The sequence below is a fragment of the Micromonospora echinofusca genome (assembly GCF_017614955.1).
Taxonomy (GTDB): Bacteria; Actinomycetota; Actinomycetes; order Mycobacteriales; family Micromonosporaceae; genus Micromonospora; species Micromonospora echinofusca_A.
Genome location: NZ_WVUH01000158.1, coordinates 1 through 16,183, shown reverse-complemented (window position 1 = coordinate 16,183; position 16,183 = coordinate 1). Strand labels below are relative to the sequence as shown.

The 16,183-nt window shown below is 73.3% G+C and carries 13 protein-coding genes, 1 pseudogene and 1 riboswitch; of the genes and pseudogenes, 9 read left to right on the top strand and 5 right to left on the bottom strand.

Translation table 11 applies throughout. The features are described from left to right. Positions 1-70 precede the first annotated feature (70 nt). The 4 genes from GSF22_RS18525 (at position 71) to GSF22_RS18510 (ending at position 5,855) form a co-directional block, all read left to right on the top strand. On the top strand, positions 71-850 hold the full coding sequence (locus GSF22_RS18525; RefSeq protein WP_208814881.1) for an alpha/beta hydrolase: 780 nt from the start codon (positions 71-73) through the stop codon (positions 848-850). Between the two features lie 72 nt (positions 851-922). Then, positions 923-2,011, top strand: coding sequence for an endonuclease domain-containing protein (locus GSF22_RS18520; RefSeq protein WP_208814880.1), 1,089 nt, complete (start codon positions 923-925; stop codon positions 2,009-2,011). Continuing rightward, the gene (locus GSF22_RS18515; RefSeq protein WP_208814879.1) at positions 2,011-2,688 is read left to right on the top strand and encodes a hypothetical protein; all 678 of its coding nucleotides are present in this window, start codon (positions 2,011-2,013) and stop codon (positions 2,686-2,688) included. The genes GSF22_RS18520 and GSF22_RS18515 overlap by 1 nt, the downstream gene beginning before the upstream one ends. Next, positions 2,685-5,855, top strand: a complete 3,171-nt coding sequence (locus tag GSF22_RS18510; protein WP_208814878.1) for a helicase HerA domain-containing protein — start codon at positions 2,685-2,687, stop codon at positions 5,853-5,855. Before GSF22_RS18515 ends, GSF22_RS18510 begins: the two co-directional genes overlap by 4 nt. An 82-nt stretch (positions 5,856-5,937) precedes the next feature. Here GSF22_RS18510 and GSF22_RS18505 read toward each other — a convergent pair whose 3' ends face one another. Continuing rightward, positions 5,938-6,282: a hypothetical protein gene (locus GSF22_RS18505; RefSeq protein WP_244367656.1), complete on the bottom strand. Its 345-nt coding sequence runs from the start codon at positions 6,280-6,282 to the stop codon at positions 5,938-5,940. 399 nt (positions 6,283-6,681) lie between these two features. On the opposite strand from GSF22_RS18505, the gene GSF22_RS18500 reads away from it, so the two are divergent. The 5 genes from GSF22_RS18500 to GSF22_RS18480 all read left to right on the top strand — a co-directional run bounded on the left by GSF22_RS18500 (position 6,682) and on the right by GSF22_RS18480 (position 12,208). Then, positions 6,682-8,016 carry a YibE/F family protein gene (locus GSF22_RS18500; RefSeq protein ID WP_208814876.1) on the top strand — a complete coding sequence of 445 codons (1,335 nt, stop codon included), beginning with the start codon at positions 6,682-6,684 and terminating at the stop codon, positions 8,014-8,016. A 180-nt stretch (positions 8,017-8,196) separates the two neighbouring features. Then, positions 8,197-8,327, top strand: a riboswitch (cyclic di-AMP (ydaO/yuaA leader). A 4-nt stretch (positions 8,328-8,331) separates the two neighbouring features. Then, positions 8,332-9,345, top strand: coding sequence for a coiled-coil domain-containing protein (locus GSF22_RS18495; RefSeq protein ID WP_208814875.1), 1,014 nt, complete (start codon positions 8,332-8,334; stop codon positions 9,343-9,345). Positions 9,346-9,487: 142 nt separating this feature from the next. Next, the gene (locus GSF22_RS18490) at positions 9,488-10,315 is read left to right on the top strand and encodes an SAM-dependent methyltransferase (protein WP_208814874.1); all 828 of its coding nucleotides are present in this window, start codon (positions 9,488-9,490) and stop codon (positions 10,313-10,315) included. A gap of 70 nt (positions 10,316-10,385) precedes the next feature. Beyond that, positions 10,386-11,219, top strand: a complete 834-nt coding sequence (locus tag GSF22_RS18485) for an MEDS domain-containing protein (RefSeq protein ID WP_307804099.1) — start codon at positions 10,386-10,388, stop codon at positions 11,217-11,219. Then, positions 11,216-12,208 carry a sensor histidine kinase gene (locus GSF22_RS18480; protein ID WP_208814872.1) on the top strand — a complete coding sequence of 331 codons (993 nt, stop codon included), beginning with the start codon at positions 11,216-11,218 and terminating at the stop codon, positions 12,206-12,208. The genes GSF22_RS18485 and GSF22_RS18480 overlap by 4 nt, the downstream gene beginning before the upstream one ends. Here the strand turns inward: GSF22_RS18480 and GSF22_RS18475 are convergent. From GSF22_RS18475 to GSF22_RS18460, 4 genes and pseudogenes are all read right to left on the bottom strand, one after another. Further along, entirely contained in the window at positions 12,135-13,025 is an 891-nt protein-coding gene (locus GSF22_RS18475) for an ECF transporter S component (RefSeq protein ID WP_208814882.1), read from the bottom strand. The two genes, GSF22_RS18480 and GSF22_RS18475, sit on opposite strands and share 74 nt — an antisense overlap. A 74-nt stretch (positions 13,026-13,099) precedes the next feature. Further along, positions 13,100-14,722 carry an ABC transporter ATP-binding protein gene (locus tag GSF22_RS18470; protein WP_208814871.1) on the bottom strand — a complete coding sequence of 541 codons (1,623 nt, stop codon included), beginning with the start codon at positions 14,720-14,722 and terminating at the stop codon, positions 13,100-13,102. Continuing rightward, positions 14,719-15,876 (bottom strand): CbiQ family ECF transporter T component, encoded by a 1,158-nt coding sequence (locus tag GSF22_RS18465; RefSeq protein ID WP_208814870.1) that lies wholly within the window; start codon positions 15,874-15,876, stop codon positions 14,719-14,721. The genes GSF22_RS18470 and GSF22_RS18465 overlap by 4 nt, the downstream gene beginning before the upstream one ends. A 1-nt stretch (position 15,877) precedes the next feature. Then, positions 15,878-16,183 (bottom strand): annotated as a pseudogene (locus tag GSF22_RS18460) (hypothetical protein); the annotation flags it as partial.

The window sequence follows — 16,183 nt, the reverse complement described above, 5'->3', positions numbered from 1 at the left end:
AGACCCGGAGCCTGCCCGGAACGGCCGAGCGGCGCGGACGCCGCCGCCCCAACCACTAGGGTCGAATCCCATGGCACTGATCCACTGCGACTTCTTCGCCGAGTCGCTCGGCCTGAGCACCTCGATGACCGTGCTCCTGCCGCAGCAGACCTCGACCCAGATCGGCCTGGCCGGCAGCACCGTGCCCGGTGACCCGCCGGTGCTCTACCTGCTGCACGGCCTCAGCGACGACCACACCATCTGGCTGCGCCGCACCTCGATCGAACGGTACGTCGCACCGTTGGGGCTGGCGGTGGTGATGCCGCAGGTAGGCCGGAGCTTCTACACCGACGAGGAACACGGCAACCGGTACTGGACGTTCCTCAGCGAGGAACTGCCGCAGGTCTGCCGGAGCTTCTTCCGGCTGTCGGACCGCCCCGCCGACACCTTCGTCGCCGGGCTGTCCATGGGCGGGTACGGGGCGGTCAAGTGGGCCCTGCGCCACCCGGACCGGTTCGCCGCGGTGGCCAGCCTCTCCGGGGCGCTCGACATCGCCGGTCGGGGCCCGGATTCGGCCCACCCGCTGGACGCCCGGGTCTGGCACACCGTCTTCGGCGACCGGCCGGTACGCGGCTCCGACGACGACGTGCTGCACCTGCTCGACAGCACCGACCCGGCCCGGGTCCCCCCGCTCTACCTCGCCTGCGGCACCGAGGACTTCCTCTACGAGGACAACGTACGGTTCCGCACGGCGGCCCGGGAACGTGGTCTGCCGGTGACCGTCGACTTCGGGCCGGGCGACCACGACTGGGCCTACTGGGACGCCACGATCCGCGACGTACTGGCCTGGCTGCCCCTGTCCACGCGGTAGCCGCGCGTCGTCGTCCGGACCGCCGGGAAACCCACGATCGGGTGAATGGCACCCGTCGGTATCGTTCCGGGAATGCGGCAGCAGAATGCGCGACCATGGTGGATGGTGCCGCCGCCGGACCAGGTCAGTCAGCTCGTCGGCGTACCGCCGGAACTGCTGACCCTCGCGCTGGATCCGCTACCCGACGGCGCGCCGGCCATTGTCCGCTTCCGCCCACCGGTACGGATGTCCACTGTCGACCAGTTGACGATCGTCCTCGCCGAACTGGACCGGGCCGCGCTCACACTGATCCCCCGCTGGCTGCCCGACGCCGACCGGCTCGGCGCACCGGACCTACTCGGTGTCGAAGCGGTCCGGGCCCTGGCCACCCGGGCGGCAGCCCGGTCGGCGCACTTCGGTCCGTTCCTCACCGAGTTGGCCGAGCGCGGCCTGCGCGGCGCGGCCGACGGGTCACGGTTCCCCGCCGAGGTCCGGGCGGCGGGACTGGTCCGGGTCATCGCCGAGGCGTACCGGCGGCCGTCCCTGGTCCTGCTGGTCGAGGTTCCGGACGACCGCACGGCAGCCGACGAGCGGGCGCTCACCGGCACCGCCGAGTGGCTGGTGCAGCACGGCCGGTGCACGGTGTGGCTCACCGGCGCACCACTGCGCACCGTGGACCGGGTACGGGAGGTCCGGCTGCCGTTGCCGGCCCACCTGACCCGGCTCGCCACCGGGGCGACCGGACCAGCCGGGGCGGCCGTGGGGGCGGTACCGCCGGCCGGGTCCCCGCCGGTACTGCACTGTCCGCCCCTGGCCGGCCTGCCCCGCGCCGACAGTGCGGCCGAGCAGGCGCTGGAACGCGCGTTGGCCCGGCACGGCTGGGCACACGGCCGGCGCTGGAACCAGAGCCACGAGTGGCACCTGCTGGGTCGGCCGTACCGGCTGGATCTCTTCTGGGCGGTCGAGGGTCTCGTCGTGGAGGTGGATGGACCCGAGCACCGGGGGCCCCTAAAGTTTGCCGACGACCGGCAGCGCGACGTCCATCTGCAACTCCTCGGATACGACGTGCTGCGGTTCACCAACGAACAGGTGCTGGCCGACATCCACCACGTGGTGCGGCAGATCCGACAATTGCTGGTCCGACGGCGAACCGCGGACCGGAACCAGTGGAACGGAGCATGATGTCGACCGTTGCGGACGTGCCGAGCCTGACGCCGAATCAGATCAATGCCCTGGTGGTGCTGATGGTGGAGGCGCGGGAACTGACCAACAGCGAGCTGAGGGAACTCGCCGGTTTCACGCTGACCGGAAAGGACAACCGGAAACTGGTCGACGAGGGCCTGGTCGCCACCGACCGGTCGCACCGGCCGTTCACCCACGAGCTGACCGACCGGGGCTGGCGGGTGCTGCGGCAGCTGCACACCGTGCCGCCGCCCCGGGCCGGCGGCTCCGCCACCCGGTCGCTCTTCACCGTGCTGCGGAACACGCACCGGGCGCTGGACCGGCTGCGGGTCAGCCCGGCCGAGTTCTTCACGCAGACGTCCGCGCCCGGGCCGGCAGCCCCGGTCGACGCGGACGGAGCAGCAGCGGCGGGGCCGGCCCCGGTCGACCTGGTCCGGGCCGCGTACCAGGATCTCGCGGGGTCACCGGGGTCCTGGGTCGGTCTGGCGGACCTTCGGGACCGGTTGGGTGGCCAGGACCGGGCGGCGGTGGACGAGGCGCTGCGGACGCTGGTCCACCAGCCCGGTGTCCGGATCATCCCGGTGGCGAACACCAAGTCGCTGACCGCCCGGGACCGGGCTGCGGCGGTACGCATCGGTGACGAGGACAACCACGCCCTGTCGATCGGTCCGGCGTGATCGCTCCCGACGAGCGCGCGGCGCTGGAGGCCCTCAGCTTCAACCCGGCGGCCACTCCGGACGACGTGTGGCGCCCCTCCCCCTACGACGTGCCGGAGCTGCACGAGCGGGTGGTCCGGGAGATCCTCAGCGGGGTGGGTCGGGCGCGTACCGCCGACGACATGTCCCCGCTCGGGGTGGCCATGCAGGGGCGGGCCGGCTCGGGCAAGACCCACCTGCTCGGCGCGGTGCGGGACCGGATCCAGCGCGACGGCGGGTACTTCTTCCTGGTCGGGATGATCAGCGGACGGACCTTCTGGGAGAGCGTGGCCCTCTCCCTGGTGGAGGGGATGGGCCGGGACGCCATCGGTTGGGGCACCCAGCTCAAGACGTACCTGCGCCGGCTCACCTCCCAACTGGGCATCCCGGTCGAGGTGCGCGACGCGGTCGCCGGTACCCGGCCGCTGACCCGTGCGGATCTGGACACCTTCATCCGGGCGCTGCGTACGCACCACCGGGAGGTGGGCCGGGACGCCCAGGACACGGCGCGGGCCCTGGTGCTGCACAACGCGCAGGACTTCGCGACGCAGGACGTGGGGTACGCCCACCTGATCTCCGAGCTGGGTGATCCGGAGGGCCGGGCCGCCTGGGGCCTGACCCCGGTGGTCCGCAGCCCGCAGCAGGTCGTGCAGGACATCTCCCGGCTGATGGCGCTCACCCTGGATCCCACCGTGATCGCGGTCGACCAGCTCGACACGCTGTTCGCGCAGACCAGCACCTCGCTGACCGACCCGCACGCCGCGTTGGAGGACGGCCAGGCGAAGATCGTGGGGCCGGTGGCCGACGGGTTGCTGACCCTGCGGGACATCACCCGGCGCACGCTCACCGTGGTGTCCTGCCTACCCGACACCTGGGTCCTGCTCACCAGGAGCGCGCCGACACCGGTGGCCGACCGGTTCCGGGAGGCGGTCCTGCCGGACCGGATCCCCAGCGCGGAGATCGGTCGGGCGATCGTCGAGAAGCGGTTCGCGCTGGCGTTCGCCGGGCAGCACTTCGTACCGCCCCATCCGACCTGGCCGATCGCCCCGGGCGCATTCGCCGACGCGCCGGCCCTGACCCCCCGGGCGTTGCTGCGCCGGGTGGACCGGCACGTCCTGTCCTGCCGGGACCGGGACGAGGTGACCGAGCTGCACCGCCTGATCGACGGCGAAGGTACCGCGCCGGCCGGCACGGTCCGCACCCCGGTGACGGGTACCGGGGATCTCCGGCCGTTGGACCGCCGCTTCACCGAGCTGGTCGCCTCGGCACAGGTCCTCGACGCGCTCGACCCGCAGACCGAGGACGAGTCGATGCCGGAGCTGCTCGGCGCGGGGCTCGCCGCCTGGATCGCCGAGCAGGCGCCGACCGGGGCGACCTACCGGCACGACCCGTTGCCGGGCCGGCGGCCCGCGCTGCACGCCCGGCTGGTCGAGGTGCTGGACGAGGCCACCGAGAACGAGGCGCACTGGGGTTTCCGGGCGGTGACCAGCAGCAACGCCATCGCGGTGATCAGCCGGGTCCGGGCGGCGTGCATGATGGCCGGGCTGGACCGGGAGGTACCGCAGCGACGGCTGGTCCTGCTGCGTAACGGTCCCTGGCCGACGGGGCCCCGGACCGGGGAGGTGCTCGCCGCGTTCGAAGCCGCCGGTGGGGTCGTCCACGCCGTCGACGAATGGGACCTGCGGGTCTTCGCCGCGCTGCGGCAGATGGCCGCGACAGCCGACGCCCGCTTCCCGGAGTGGCTGGTGAGCCGCCGGCCGGCGAGTGGTACCGGCCTCTTCCGGGCGGTACTGGGTCGACCGGAGGCACCGACCGGCACGCCCGTACCGGCACCGGCCGGCACGCCGGAGGCCCGGGTGGCGCCGGTCGTTCCCGCCGCCCAGGTGCTGACGGCCGACCCGGCGGAGGGTGACCGGACCGGGTACGGGACCCGGATCCGGCTGGGCCGGTCCAGCGACGACGGGCAGCCGTTCGACCTCGACCTGGAGTCGTTGCGCCGGCACACCGTCATCTTCGCCGGCTCCGGTTCCGGCAAGACGGTGCTGATCCGTCGCCTGGTCGAGGAGTGCGCCCGGCAGGGTGTCTCCTCGATCGTGCTGGATCCGAACAACGACCTGGCCCGACTGGGCGATCCGTGGCCGGAACCACCGCAGGAGTGGTGGCCCGGGGACGACGCCCGGGCCCGGGACTACCTCGACCACACCGACGTGGTGGTCTGGACCCCCCGGGTGACGGCCGGTCGGCCCCTCAGTTTCCAGCCGCTGCCGGACTTCGCCCCGGTCCGTGACTCACCTGACGAGTTCGACCAGGCGATCCGTTCGGCGGTGGAGGCGCTCGCGCCCCGCGCCGGGGTGGACCGGTCGACCAAACTCGCCCAGCAGGGCAAGGCGGTACTCACCGAGGCGCTGATGGCGTACGCCCGCAGCGGTCTCACCGGACTGTCCGGCTTCGTGGAGTTCCTCGACGCCCTGCCCGACGGGGTCAGCCGGATGGCCCGGGCCGACCGGCTGGCCCACGAGGCGGCCGAGACCCTCAAGGCGGCCATGGTCACCGATCCCCTCTTCGGGGGGGCGGGCGCGCCGGCCGATCCGGGTGTGCTGCTGACCCCGGCACCGGGCCGACGGGCCCGGGTCTCGGTGATCAACTTTGTCGGGCTCAGCTCCGACGAGCAGCGGCAGAGCTTCGTCAACCAGTTGCAGATGGCGCTCTTCGCCTGGATCAAGCGGCACCCGGCCGGTGACCGGCCGCTCGGCGGGTTGTTCGTGATGGACGAGGCGCAGACGCTCGCCCCGTCGACCGGGCACACCCCCTGCACGTCCAGTTCGATCGCGCTCGCCGCGCAGGCCAGGAAGTACGGTCTGGGGCTGGTTTTCGCGACCCAGGCGCCGAAGGGGCTGCACAACCAGATCTCCGGCAACGCGACCACGCAGTTCTTCGGGTTGCTGAACGCGCCGGCGCAGATCGAGGCGGCCCGCGAGCTGGCCCAGGCCAAGGGCGGCCGGCTACCCGACATCGGGCTGATGCGCAGCGGTCAGTTCTACGCCGCCGGGGAGGGCAACCGGCTCGTGAAGGTCGACGTCCCGCTCTGCCTGACCCACCACCCGAAGGCACCGCTCACCCCGGAGGAGGTGGTCACGCGGGCCGGTTGACGCCGGGTCGGCGGGCGCGGTGGGCGGGTCCGTCCGACGCGCGGCGCCCACCCGGTCGCCGTTTCCGGACGACCCCACGCCGTCAGCGACGGCGTACCCGGACGGTCAGCCATTCCCGGGACTCCCGCCGGTTCAGCGCCCACAGCACCCAGACCACCAGGCCGACACCGACGATGGTGATCGCGCCGAAAACGCCGAGCGAAGCGGCGAAGAGCAGCCCGGCGAGGACGATGACGAGATGCCCGGCCCAGGGCCGACGCTGCACCAGACCGGCGGCAGCGACGGCACAGGCCAGCGCCAATGTCACAAAGAAGATCCCGGCGGCCAGGGTGCCGTCCTCGATCAGCATGTGCAGGAACGCGGCCAGGACGAAAAGGACCGCGAGAATTCCGAAGACGACCACGGTGCCCCGCACGACGCCCGGCATCGGCGACCGTAGGGCCCGGCCCATCCCTCCACCGTGCCGGTGATTCCGCCCGCTCTCCACCCAACAATTGTCGTCCATGTCCGGGGCCGATCCAGCGTGTCAGAAAGGCGACAACACAATTCCCGCCCAGCCCTTGCGATGCGGGATCCGCCAGTGCCGCGCCTATCGTCGAACCGACCGACCAGAACGCATCCAATCACCCTGTGTGACCGATCGGCGGCTGCCGGCTCACCACGGCTACCTCACCACCAGCCGGGTCGACCTCCGGCTACCCGCCGGCCCGCCCGCACCCACTACGAGCGGTAGTGCGACCCGTGAGACGATCGGGCCTGCTCAGGTGGAGCACCGACCGGGGTGGACCGCAGGCCGACCCGTACCCGACCGAACCGCTGGAGACCGATGGGCGCCGACCACGACCGTGCCGCTCGACCCGCCCCGCCCGGGGTACGCCGGATCCTGTTCGCCACCGTGGTGCCGCTCTTCGTGGCCACCGTGGTCGCCGCGCTGGTGCTCTGGCCACGGACCACCCCGACCCTGGACGGGGGTGCCGACGTGCCGCGCCACCACGGCACGGTCACCCGGGTGGTGACCGAGCCGTGCCCGCCGGTCGAGGCCACCCCGGAGGGCACCCCCCCGGGTCCGCAGGGGCCCTGCGGGACGGTCACCGTACGGGTCGAGGACGGACCGGACGCGGGGCGGGAGGTCGAGACCCCGGTGCCGGCCGGTCCGGGCGCGCCCACCGTCGCCGTCGGCGACGAGATCATCGTGGTGCAGCTGACCGATCCCGCCGATCCGGAGGCGACCAGCTACAACATCGCCGAGCACCAGCGCGGCGAGTCGCTGCTCTGGTTGGCCGCCGTGTTCGCCGCCGCCATCGTGGCGTTCGGGCGCTGGCGGGGACTGGCCGCGCTGGCCGGTCTGGCGGCCAGCTTCGCCATCCTGTTGACCTTCGTGCTGCCCGGGATCAGCGCCGGCCGGTCCCCCCTGCTGGTCGCGGTCGTGGGTGCCGCGCTGATCATGTTCGTGGTGCTCTACCTGACCCACGGGGTCACCGCCCAGACCTCGGTGGCGGTACTCGGGACGCTGGGCAGCCTGGTGCTCACCGGGGTACTCGGCGCCGTCGCCACCGCCGCGACCCACCTGACCGGGTACGGCAGCGAGGACGCCACCACACTGTCGATGCTCCAGGCCGACATCGACCTGCGCGGCCTGCTGCTGGCCGGGATCATCATCGGGTCGCTCGGCGTACTCGACGACGTCACCGTCACCCAGGCGGCGACGGTGACCGAGTTGGCCCACGCCAACCCGGGCCTGTCCCGCCTCCAGCTCTACCGGGCGGCGACCCGGGTCGGCCGGGCGCACATCGCCTCCACGGTCAACACCATCGTGCTGGCCTACGCGGGCGCCTCGCTGCCGCTGCTGCTCCTGCTCGTCGCCGACGCGCGGCCGGTCGGGCAGATCCTGACCAGTGAGTTCCTGGCCCAGGAGATCGTCCGCAGCGGCGTGGCGACGCTGGGACTGATCGCCGCCGTACCGCTGACCACCGGTCTCGCGGCGCTGGTCAGCACGGCGGGACGGCGGGCCACGGGCCCGGCCGGAGCGGTCCGCGACGGCCTTCCCACGCCCCGCCCTACTACGGAACGTGACGAGGCGTTGGAGGCGTTGAGCCAGCCACGGACCACCGGGCGGGTCGCGCCCGACCGGAACCCCGCCGACTGGCCGGTGACGGAATGAGCACGCAGAAGAACTTCCCATTTCCGCAGCGTCACCATCGGGAGGTGATTCTGTAGACCGCGCCACTACGCTCGGGCACCTTTGCGAAATAACGGTTTTAAGGGGCTTCCCGCGTGGATCACCGGGTCGGGTCTCGGGTAACCTCGCTGCCGGTCACCGCCGAAGGCGCGAGCGGCGCCTGCGGTGCCACCGCCCAATCGTCGAAAGGCGAGCCGGGGAACCAGGTACCTGGGGTGAATCCGCGCCAGCGGTCGGGGCCACTTCCGCTCCGAACCCGTCAGCTAACCCGGTCGGCGGTCAACGGAAGGGAATGATGTGACGGCACCCCTGCGCCGCTGGTTAAGACCTGTGGTGGTCGTGTTGGCCGCCCTGGCCGTCGTCTCCGGGCCCTTGCCGGCGACAGCAGCGCCCTCGGCGCCGAAACCGTCGGGGCACGAGGACGACACACCTCTGCTCAGCGAAGTGCTGGAGTCAACCAACCGTAGCTACGCGCAGGCTACGGCGCGGTTGAAGAAGTCCGAGGAGCGCCAGAGACGGCTCGACCAGGAGGTCAAGCGCGCCCAGGCCGAACTGGACGCGCTCGCCCCCCAGGTCGGGCAGATCGCCGCGCAGTCGTACCGGTCCGGCCGGATCGGTGCGATGGCCTTCCTCCTGGACAGCGGCTCGCCGGACTCGTTCGTCAAGCGCGCTGCCGCGCTCGACGAGCTGAACATGGTGAACGCGCAGAAGCTGGCCAAGGTCCAGCAGGCCAAGAACGACGCCGAGCAGGCGAAGTTGGCCCTGGACGCCGAGGTCCGCGAGCAGCAGAAGCAGCGGAACATCATCGCCAAGCAGAAGCGCGACGCGGAGAAGGCACTGGCACTGCTGGGTGGCCCGGGGCTGACCGGAGGCATGGTGGTCGCCACCTCGCCGGTCGCCCGGATGGCCCCGGGGCGGGACGCGGACGGCGACTGGCGGCCGGAGTCGTGCAGCGAGGACGACCCGACCACGGGTGGCTGTGTCACTCCGCGCACCCTGCACATGTACAAGGAGGTCAAGCGGGCCGGGTTCAACCGCTTCGTCGGTTGCTACCGACCCGGCGGCCCCTGGGAGCACCCCAAGGGCCGGGCCTGCGACTGGTCGCTGATCAACAGCGGCTTCCGGTCGGCCTACAACAACGACACGAAGAAGTACGGCAACGACCTGACGGCGTTCCTGGTCCGGAACGCCGACCGGCTCGGGGTCTACTACGTGATCTGGTACAAGCAGATCTGGTTCCCGGCGACCGGCTGGAAGTCCTACAGCGGGCCGTCGGACCACACCGACCACGTGCACGTGTCACTGCTGTAGCGACACCACCTGGAACACCGAGGGCCGTTCCGCCGGGAGACCGGACGGGGCGGCCCTCCGGCGTACCGGCCCACCGGGGCGCCGCCCACTGTGGACCGGCTAACCTGATCGGCGAGGCCGGCGACGCGTGGAGGAGTGATCAGTGTCCGAGACCGGTGGGGCCGGCGTACCGGAGCACCAGGCCCACCCGCCACGGATCGACAGTTCCGTCGCGCACAACGCCCGGGTGTGGAACTACTGGCTGGGCGGCAAGGACAACTTCGAACCGGACCGGCGGGTGGGCGACCACATCCGGCGGATGTTCCCGGTCATCGGCGACGTGGCCCGGGCCGACCGACGGTTCCTGGCCCGCGCGGTCGGGTTCCTGGCCGGTGAGGTGGGCATCCGGCAGTTCCTCGACATCGGCACCGGCCTGCCCACCGCGGACAACACCCACGATCTCGCCCAGGCGATCGCGCCGGCCTCCCGCATCGTGTACGTGGACAACGACCCCATGGTGCTGGTGCACGCCCGGGCCCTGCTGACCAGCCACCCCGAGGGCGCCACCAGCTACCTCGACGCCGACATCCACGCCCCGGACACGATCGTCGCCGCCGCCGCCCGCACCCTGGACCTGGACCGACCGGTGGCGGTCATGATGCTCGGCATCCTCAACTTCGTCCTGGACGACGACGAGGCGCAGGCAATCGTCGCACAGCTGATGGCCGCCGTGCCTCCGGGCAGTTACCTCGCGCTCACCCACCCGACGGCGGAGTTGGGCGGCGAGATGAACGTCCCGGCGATGGCGTTCTGGAACGAGCACGCCGCCCCACCGATCCGGGCCCGCAGCGGCGCGGAGGTGGCCCGGTTCTGCGCCGGACTGGAGCTGGTCGAGCCGGGGCTGGTCTCCTGCTCCCGGTGGCGGGCCGGCCCCGACGACACCGGGACGGCTCCGGTGCCGCAGTACGCCGTCGTCGCCCGCAAGCCCTGACCCGATGGCCGTTCGGGGGCACCGGGACCAGGGGTTTTCTCGTCTAGACTGGCCCCATGAGGTTACCGGCGTGACCATCGAGGCCCGGCTCCCGACGCCGTACGGGCACATCTGCTGGGGGTACGACGACCCGGCCGCGTTCGACGTCCGGGCCCGCAGCTACCTCGCCGAAGGGCTCGCCGTCGGCGAGCAGGTCTGGTTCGTCGCCGCCGGCCGGCCGGAGACCCTCCTCGAACGCCTGCGGGCGGTGCCCGGTTTCCCGGAGGCGCTGCGCCGGGGAGCCGCCCGGATCGTCCCGTTGACCGACGCGTACCGGCACGACCGGATCGTCGACCCCGCCACCCAGGTCCGCGCCTACGCCCAGGCGACCGAAGCGGCCCTGGCCGCCGGTCACACCGGGCTGCGCGTGGTCGCCGAGGCCACTCCGCTGGTACGCACCCCGGCCCAGCTCGACGCGTTCGTCCGGTACGAACACCTGGTCGACCGGTACATGCGGACCCGGCCGATGTCGGCGCTCTGCGCCTACCACCGCCCCACCCTCGGTGACCGTACCCTCGCCGAACTGGCCTGCGTGCACCCCCAGACCAACTCCGAGGACGTGCTGTTCCGGCTGTACGCCTGCCCACCGGCCGACGGATGCGCGGCGGTGGCCGGCGAACTCGACCCGTCCAACCACGACCTGTTCGCCACGACCCTCGACCGGGCCGACCTGCGACCGGTGGACGGTCGGCTGGTGGTACAGGCGGACAACCTGCGGTTCATCGACCACCGTTCGTTGCTGCACCTGCACGAGTACGCCCGGCGGCGCGACGCGACCGCCGTGCTGCGTACCTCCCGGTCCGCCCCGGCCCGGCTCGTCGAGCTGCTCCAGTTGTCCGCGGTGCACGTGGAGACCAGCCGATGAGGACCGGCCCTGCTGCCGGGTTCCACGGCTACTTCCACGAGGCGTTCTGCTACGACAGCGACGAGGAGTTCCTCGCCGTCGCCGTGCCCTTCCTGCTCGACGGGGTCGCAGCCGGCGAACCCACCCTGGTGACGTTGGGTGACCGGACGACGGAGCTGATCCGGGCCGCCCTGCCGGCCGAGCCGGGGGTGACGTTCCTGACCGGCGCCGGCCTGTACGACCGGCCGAGCGCCGCGATCCGGTCGTACCAGGAACTGCTCGCCTCGCTCACCACCGACGGCGGGCCGCAGATCCGGATCATCGGCGAGATGCCCGCCGTCTTCATGGGCGTGACCTGGGACTGGTGGGCGCGGTACGAGTCGACGATCAACCATGCCTACGACGGGTACCCGCTGTGGGGCATCTGTGCCTACGACCGGCGTACCACCCCCGCAGCGGTACTCGCCGACGTGGCCCGGACCCACCCGCACCTCGTCGGCGCCGACGGTCGGCACCTGCCGAACGGCACGTACACCGACCCGCTGACCTACCTCGGCGCAGACCGGCCGGTGGTGCCCGATCCGCTCCAGCTCACCGCGGCGCTGGTGGAGTTGACCGATCCCTCCCCCGCGCAGGCCCGCCGGGCCGTCTACGACGCCGACCAGGGGAACCTGTCCGGCGACGAGGTGGAGGACCTGGTCGTCGCGGTCAGCGAGGTGGTGACCAACGCGCTGCGGCACGGTCAGCCCCCGGTCCGGTTCCGGCTCTGGACCGGCGCGGACCGCATCGTCGTCACCGTCTCCGACGGTGGCGCCGGGCCGAAGGAGCCGTTCGCCGGGCTGCTGCCGGTCGACGACGGCGCACCGGGCGGGCTCGGCCTGTGGATCAGCTACCAGTCCTGCAACCACGTGGCGTCCTACCACACGCCGGAGGGCTTCACGCTCCGGTTGACGGCGGGAAACCCGCACTTCTCCGACCTGGCCCCGGACCGTCCACAGTTGGTCGCCTGACCGGGTCCGGCCCGCCGGCCGGGGCGGCGGCGAAGGTCACCGGCGCGTCGAACGCCGCCCGTCGGGCGGCCCGGCGCAACGCGACCAGCACCGCCGGGCCGACGACCACGATCGCCACGGCGGTGGTGACCGCCCGGCCGGTGTCCCAACCGAAGGTGGAGGTGACGGCGGTGAAGACGGCGAACCGGTGCAGGTTCTCCGTCAGCGGGGCACCCGGCAGGTAGGAGAGCTGGGTGTCCGCGCCGGTGCCGAACGGCCAGAACCACAGGTTCATCAGCAGGCCGTAGCCGTAGGCGGCGAACAGGCCGTAACCGGCCAGCACGGCGGTCTCGGCCCGGCCCCGGAGCCGGCTCGGCAGCAGGCCGGCGCCGAGCCCGATCCAGGACGCGGCGAGCATCTGGAACGGCAGCCACGGGCCGACCCCGGCGGTGAGCAGGGCGGAGGCGAACAGGGACGTCGAGCCGAGCAGGAAACCGAAGCCCGGCCCGAAGACCCGGCCGGCGAGGACGAGCAGGAAGAAGACGGTCTCGATCCCGGCGGTGCCGGCGCCCAGGGGACGCAACGCCGCGTTGACCGCCGCGAGCACACCGAGCATGGCCAGGGCCTTGCTGTCGATGCCGCCGGAGGTCAGCTCGGCCAGGACCAGGGCGACCAGCACCGGGAGCAGCACCAGGAAGATCAGCGGTGCCTCACCGGTACGGGCCGTGCTCTCCGGGCGGACCGGGGTGAACAGCGGCCAGGCGAAGGTCACGGCGGCGGCCAGCGACGCCAGGATCAGCACGAGGGCGGTCCGGGGCGCCACCCGCACCGCGCTCACCCGGTCACGGCGCACCCCGGCACCGTCGGCCCGGCTCACCCGGTCACCGCGCACCCCGGCACCGCCGGCCCGGCTCACCCGGTCACCGCCAGTGCCCGGCGGACCTGCTCGACGGTGAGCCACGGCTGCGGCGCGAGCACCTTGGCCACCTGCGGCGCGAACGCCGGGGAGGCGAGCATGACCTCGGCGGCCGGGCCGGCCGCGACGATCTCCCCCTCGGCCAGTACGACCACCCGGTGCGCGACGGTGGCGACCAGTTCGACGTCGTGGGTGGCCAGGACCACGCACCGGCCGGCGGCGGCCAGTCCGCGTACCACGGCGGCGAACTGCTCCTTCGCCCGGTAGTCCAGGCCCCGGGTCGGTTCGTCGAGCAGGACCACCGGCGGGGTGGTGACGATCTGCACGGCGAGCGCCAGGGCCAGCCGCTGCCCCTCGGACAGGTCGCGGGGGTGCCGGTCGGCCGGCAGCCCGCCGGTGAGGTCGTCGAGCAGACGTCGACAGGTCCCCGGGTCGGCCCCGGACTCCCGGTCGGCCTGGGCGCACTCGGCGGCCACGGTCTCCAGGTAGAGCAGGTCCCCCGGGGTCTGCGGGACCAGGCCGACCAGTCGACGGGCCCGCTGCGCCGGCACGGCGGCCGGGTCGACGGCACCGTCCGGGCCGGTCACGCGCACCGTCCCGCCCTGCCGGGGGCCGCTGCCCTGCACCGCCCAGAGCAGGGAGGACTTGCCGGAGCCGTTGCGCCCCATCAGCGCGACGACCTCCCCGGGGTACAGGTCGAGGTCCACCCCGGCGACCGCGACGGTGCCCGGGTAGCGGACCACGACGTCCCGGGCGGTGAGCACCGGTGGTCCGACCGGCGCCGGCGGTGGCGCCGGGGCCGGTGCCCCGGCGAGCCGGGCCCGCAGGTCACCGGCGTGCCGGCGGGCGTCGCGTACCGACAACGGCAGCGGGGACCAGCCGGCGAGCCGGCCCAGCCCGATCAGCGGCGGGACGAGGTCGATGCCGGCGAGCACCTCCGCCGGGGTACCGTCGACGACCCGGCCGTCCCCGGTCAGCCCGACGAGCCGGTCGGCGTACTGCACGACCCGCTCCATCCGGTGCTCGGCGACCAGCACCGTCACCCCGAGGTCGTGGACCAGTCGGGTGACCACGGCCAGCACGTCCTCGGCGGCGGTCGGATCCAGCGCGGAGGTCGGCTCGTCGAGCACCAGCACCCGGGGCTGGCAGGTGAGGACCGCGCCGATGGCGACCCGCTGCTGCTGGCCGCCGGAGAGGGTACGCAGGGGCCGGTGCCGCAGATCGGCGATGCCGAGCAGGTCGAGGGTCTCCTCGACCCGTTTACGCATCACCGGGGCGGGCAGGGCGAGCTGCTCCATGCCGTACGCCAGTTCCTCCTCCACGGTGTCGGTGACGAACCCGGCCAGCGGGTCCTGCCCGACCACGCCGACCACGTCGGCCAGGTCGCGCGGCGGGTGGTGCCGGGTGTCCCGGCCGGCGACCGTCACCGTGCCGGACAGGGTTCCCCCGGTGAAGTGCGGTACCAGCCCGTTGACCGCCCGCAGCAGGGTGGACTTCCCGGCCCCGGTGCGCCCGACCACCAGGCACAGCTCCCCCTCGGCGATGGAGAGGGTGACCTCGCGCAGCATCGGTTCGGGGCTGCCGGCGTACCGGACGCTCACCCGGTGGAACTCGATCACCGTGGACCTCCGACGGGGACGGACGGGTGGGCCACCGCCGCCGGTGCCGACGGTGGTGGGGGCGCCAACCAGGCCGGTACGACGGCGACGGCGACGGCCGCGACCGTCAACGGCGACAGCTCGGGCCAGGTGGGCGGGCTGACCGGTGGGTGCAGCAGCACCGGATGGACGTCGACGGCGAGCGTGGTCAGCCCGGCGGCCAGCACCCCGCACCCCGCCACCAGCAGTTCCGGCAGCCGCCACCGGTCCGGCCGGTACCGGCTGCGGTGGACCCGACGGCCGGCGAGCAGCATCCCGGCGACGGCCGTGACCAGCCCGGTGACCAGCATCGGCAACCCGAGGTAGCCGGGGCTGGTGGCGTCGAGCAGCCCGTACGTGCCGGCGCAGACCCCGACCAGGCCGGCGAGGACCAGTGCACCGGTCAGCGCCCGCGCCCCGGCGGGTACGGCAGCCGTGCGGCCGTACCCCCGCGAGTCCATCGCGGCGGCGAGGGCGAGGGACCGGTCGAGGGCGTCGGCGAGTACCGGCAGGGCCACCCCGTGCAGCAGCCGCATCCGCCGGCCGCCGGCACCGCGCAGCCGTCGGGCCCGCCGGACCCGCTGCACGCTCTCCACCAGTTGCGGCGCGACGGAGAGCGCCACCACCACGGCGGTACCCACCGCGTACAGCGCCCCCGGTACGGCCTTGAGCAGCCGTTTCGGGTTGGCCAGGGCGTTCGCGGCGCCCAGGCAGACCAGCATGGTGGCCAGCCGCAGCCCGTCGTAGAGGCCGCCGAGCACCTGCTCGACGGCGACCGGACCGAACAGCCGGATCCCCGCCGCCCAGGCCGGCAACGGGATCTCCGGCAGCCGCAGCAGGACGTGTTCGCCCTGCCCGCCGCCGAGGACCACCCGGAACAGCACCCGGGTGGCCACCACCACCGCGCCGAGCAGCAGGTACATCCGGAAGGCCAGGGCCCACGGCGCGTCGCCCCGACGGCGGGTCACCACCAGCGCGGCGGCGGCGACCAGCAGGGCCAGCAGCAGCGGGTTGCCGGTCCGGCTGGCGGCGGTGGCCAGGCCCAGCGCCCACCACCACCAGGCACCGGGGTGCAACACGCGGGGCAGCCGCGCCCGGGTCACGGCCGGTGACCGGGCGACGGTGGGGCCGGACACCTCAGCCGTCCGGGTCGGCGTGCCGGCGGCGCCGGGCCACCAGCGCCCCACCGGCCGCCAGCCCGGCCAGCAGCAGGACCCCGACCCAGGTACCGGTCGGTGGGCCGGCGTCGGCGGTCGGCGCGGCCACGTCGACCGGTACCGGCCCGCCGGGCGGGGTGACCGGTCCCGCCGGTCCGGTGGGGCCGGACGGGGCGACCGCCGCCGCGGACGTACCGGCCGGTGTCGGGAGCGGACCGGTGCCGGCCGGCGGTCGTGGCGGGCCGGTCCCGTCGGCCGGCGACGGTACCGCCGGTGGGGCCTGCGG

Excerpts from the sequence above, each read along its gene's own strand:
- GSF22_RS18520 (WP_208814880.1), top strand. The coding sequence starts at position 923 with ATGCGGCAGCAGAATGCGCGACCATGGTGGATGGTGCCGCCGCCGGAC.
- GSF22_RS18500 (WP_208814876.1), top strand. The coding sequence starts at position 6,682 with ATGGGCGCCGACCACGACCGTGCCGCTCGACCCGCCCCGCCCGGGGTA.
- GSF22_RS18525 (WP_208814881.1), top strand. The coding sequence starts at position 71 with ATGGCACTGATCCACTGCGACTTCTTCGCCGAGTCGCTCGGCCTGAGC.
- GSF22_RS18515 (WP_208814879.1), top strand. The coding sequence starts at position 2,011 with ATGTCGACCGTTGCGGACGTGCCGAGCCTGACGCCGAATCAGATCAAT.
- GSF22_RS18505 (WP_244367656.1), bottom strand. The coding sequence starts at position 6,282 with ATGCCGGGCGTCGTGCGGGGCACCGTGGTCGTCTTCGGAATTCTCGCG.
- GSF22_RS18480 (WP_208814872.1), top strand. The coding sequence starts at position 11,216 with ATGAGGACCGGCCCTGCTGCCGGGTTCCACGGCTACTTCCACGAGGCG.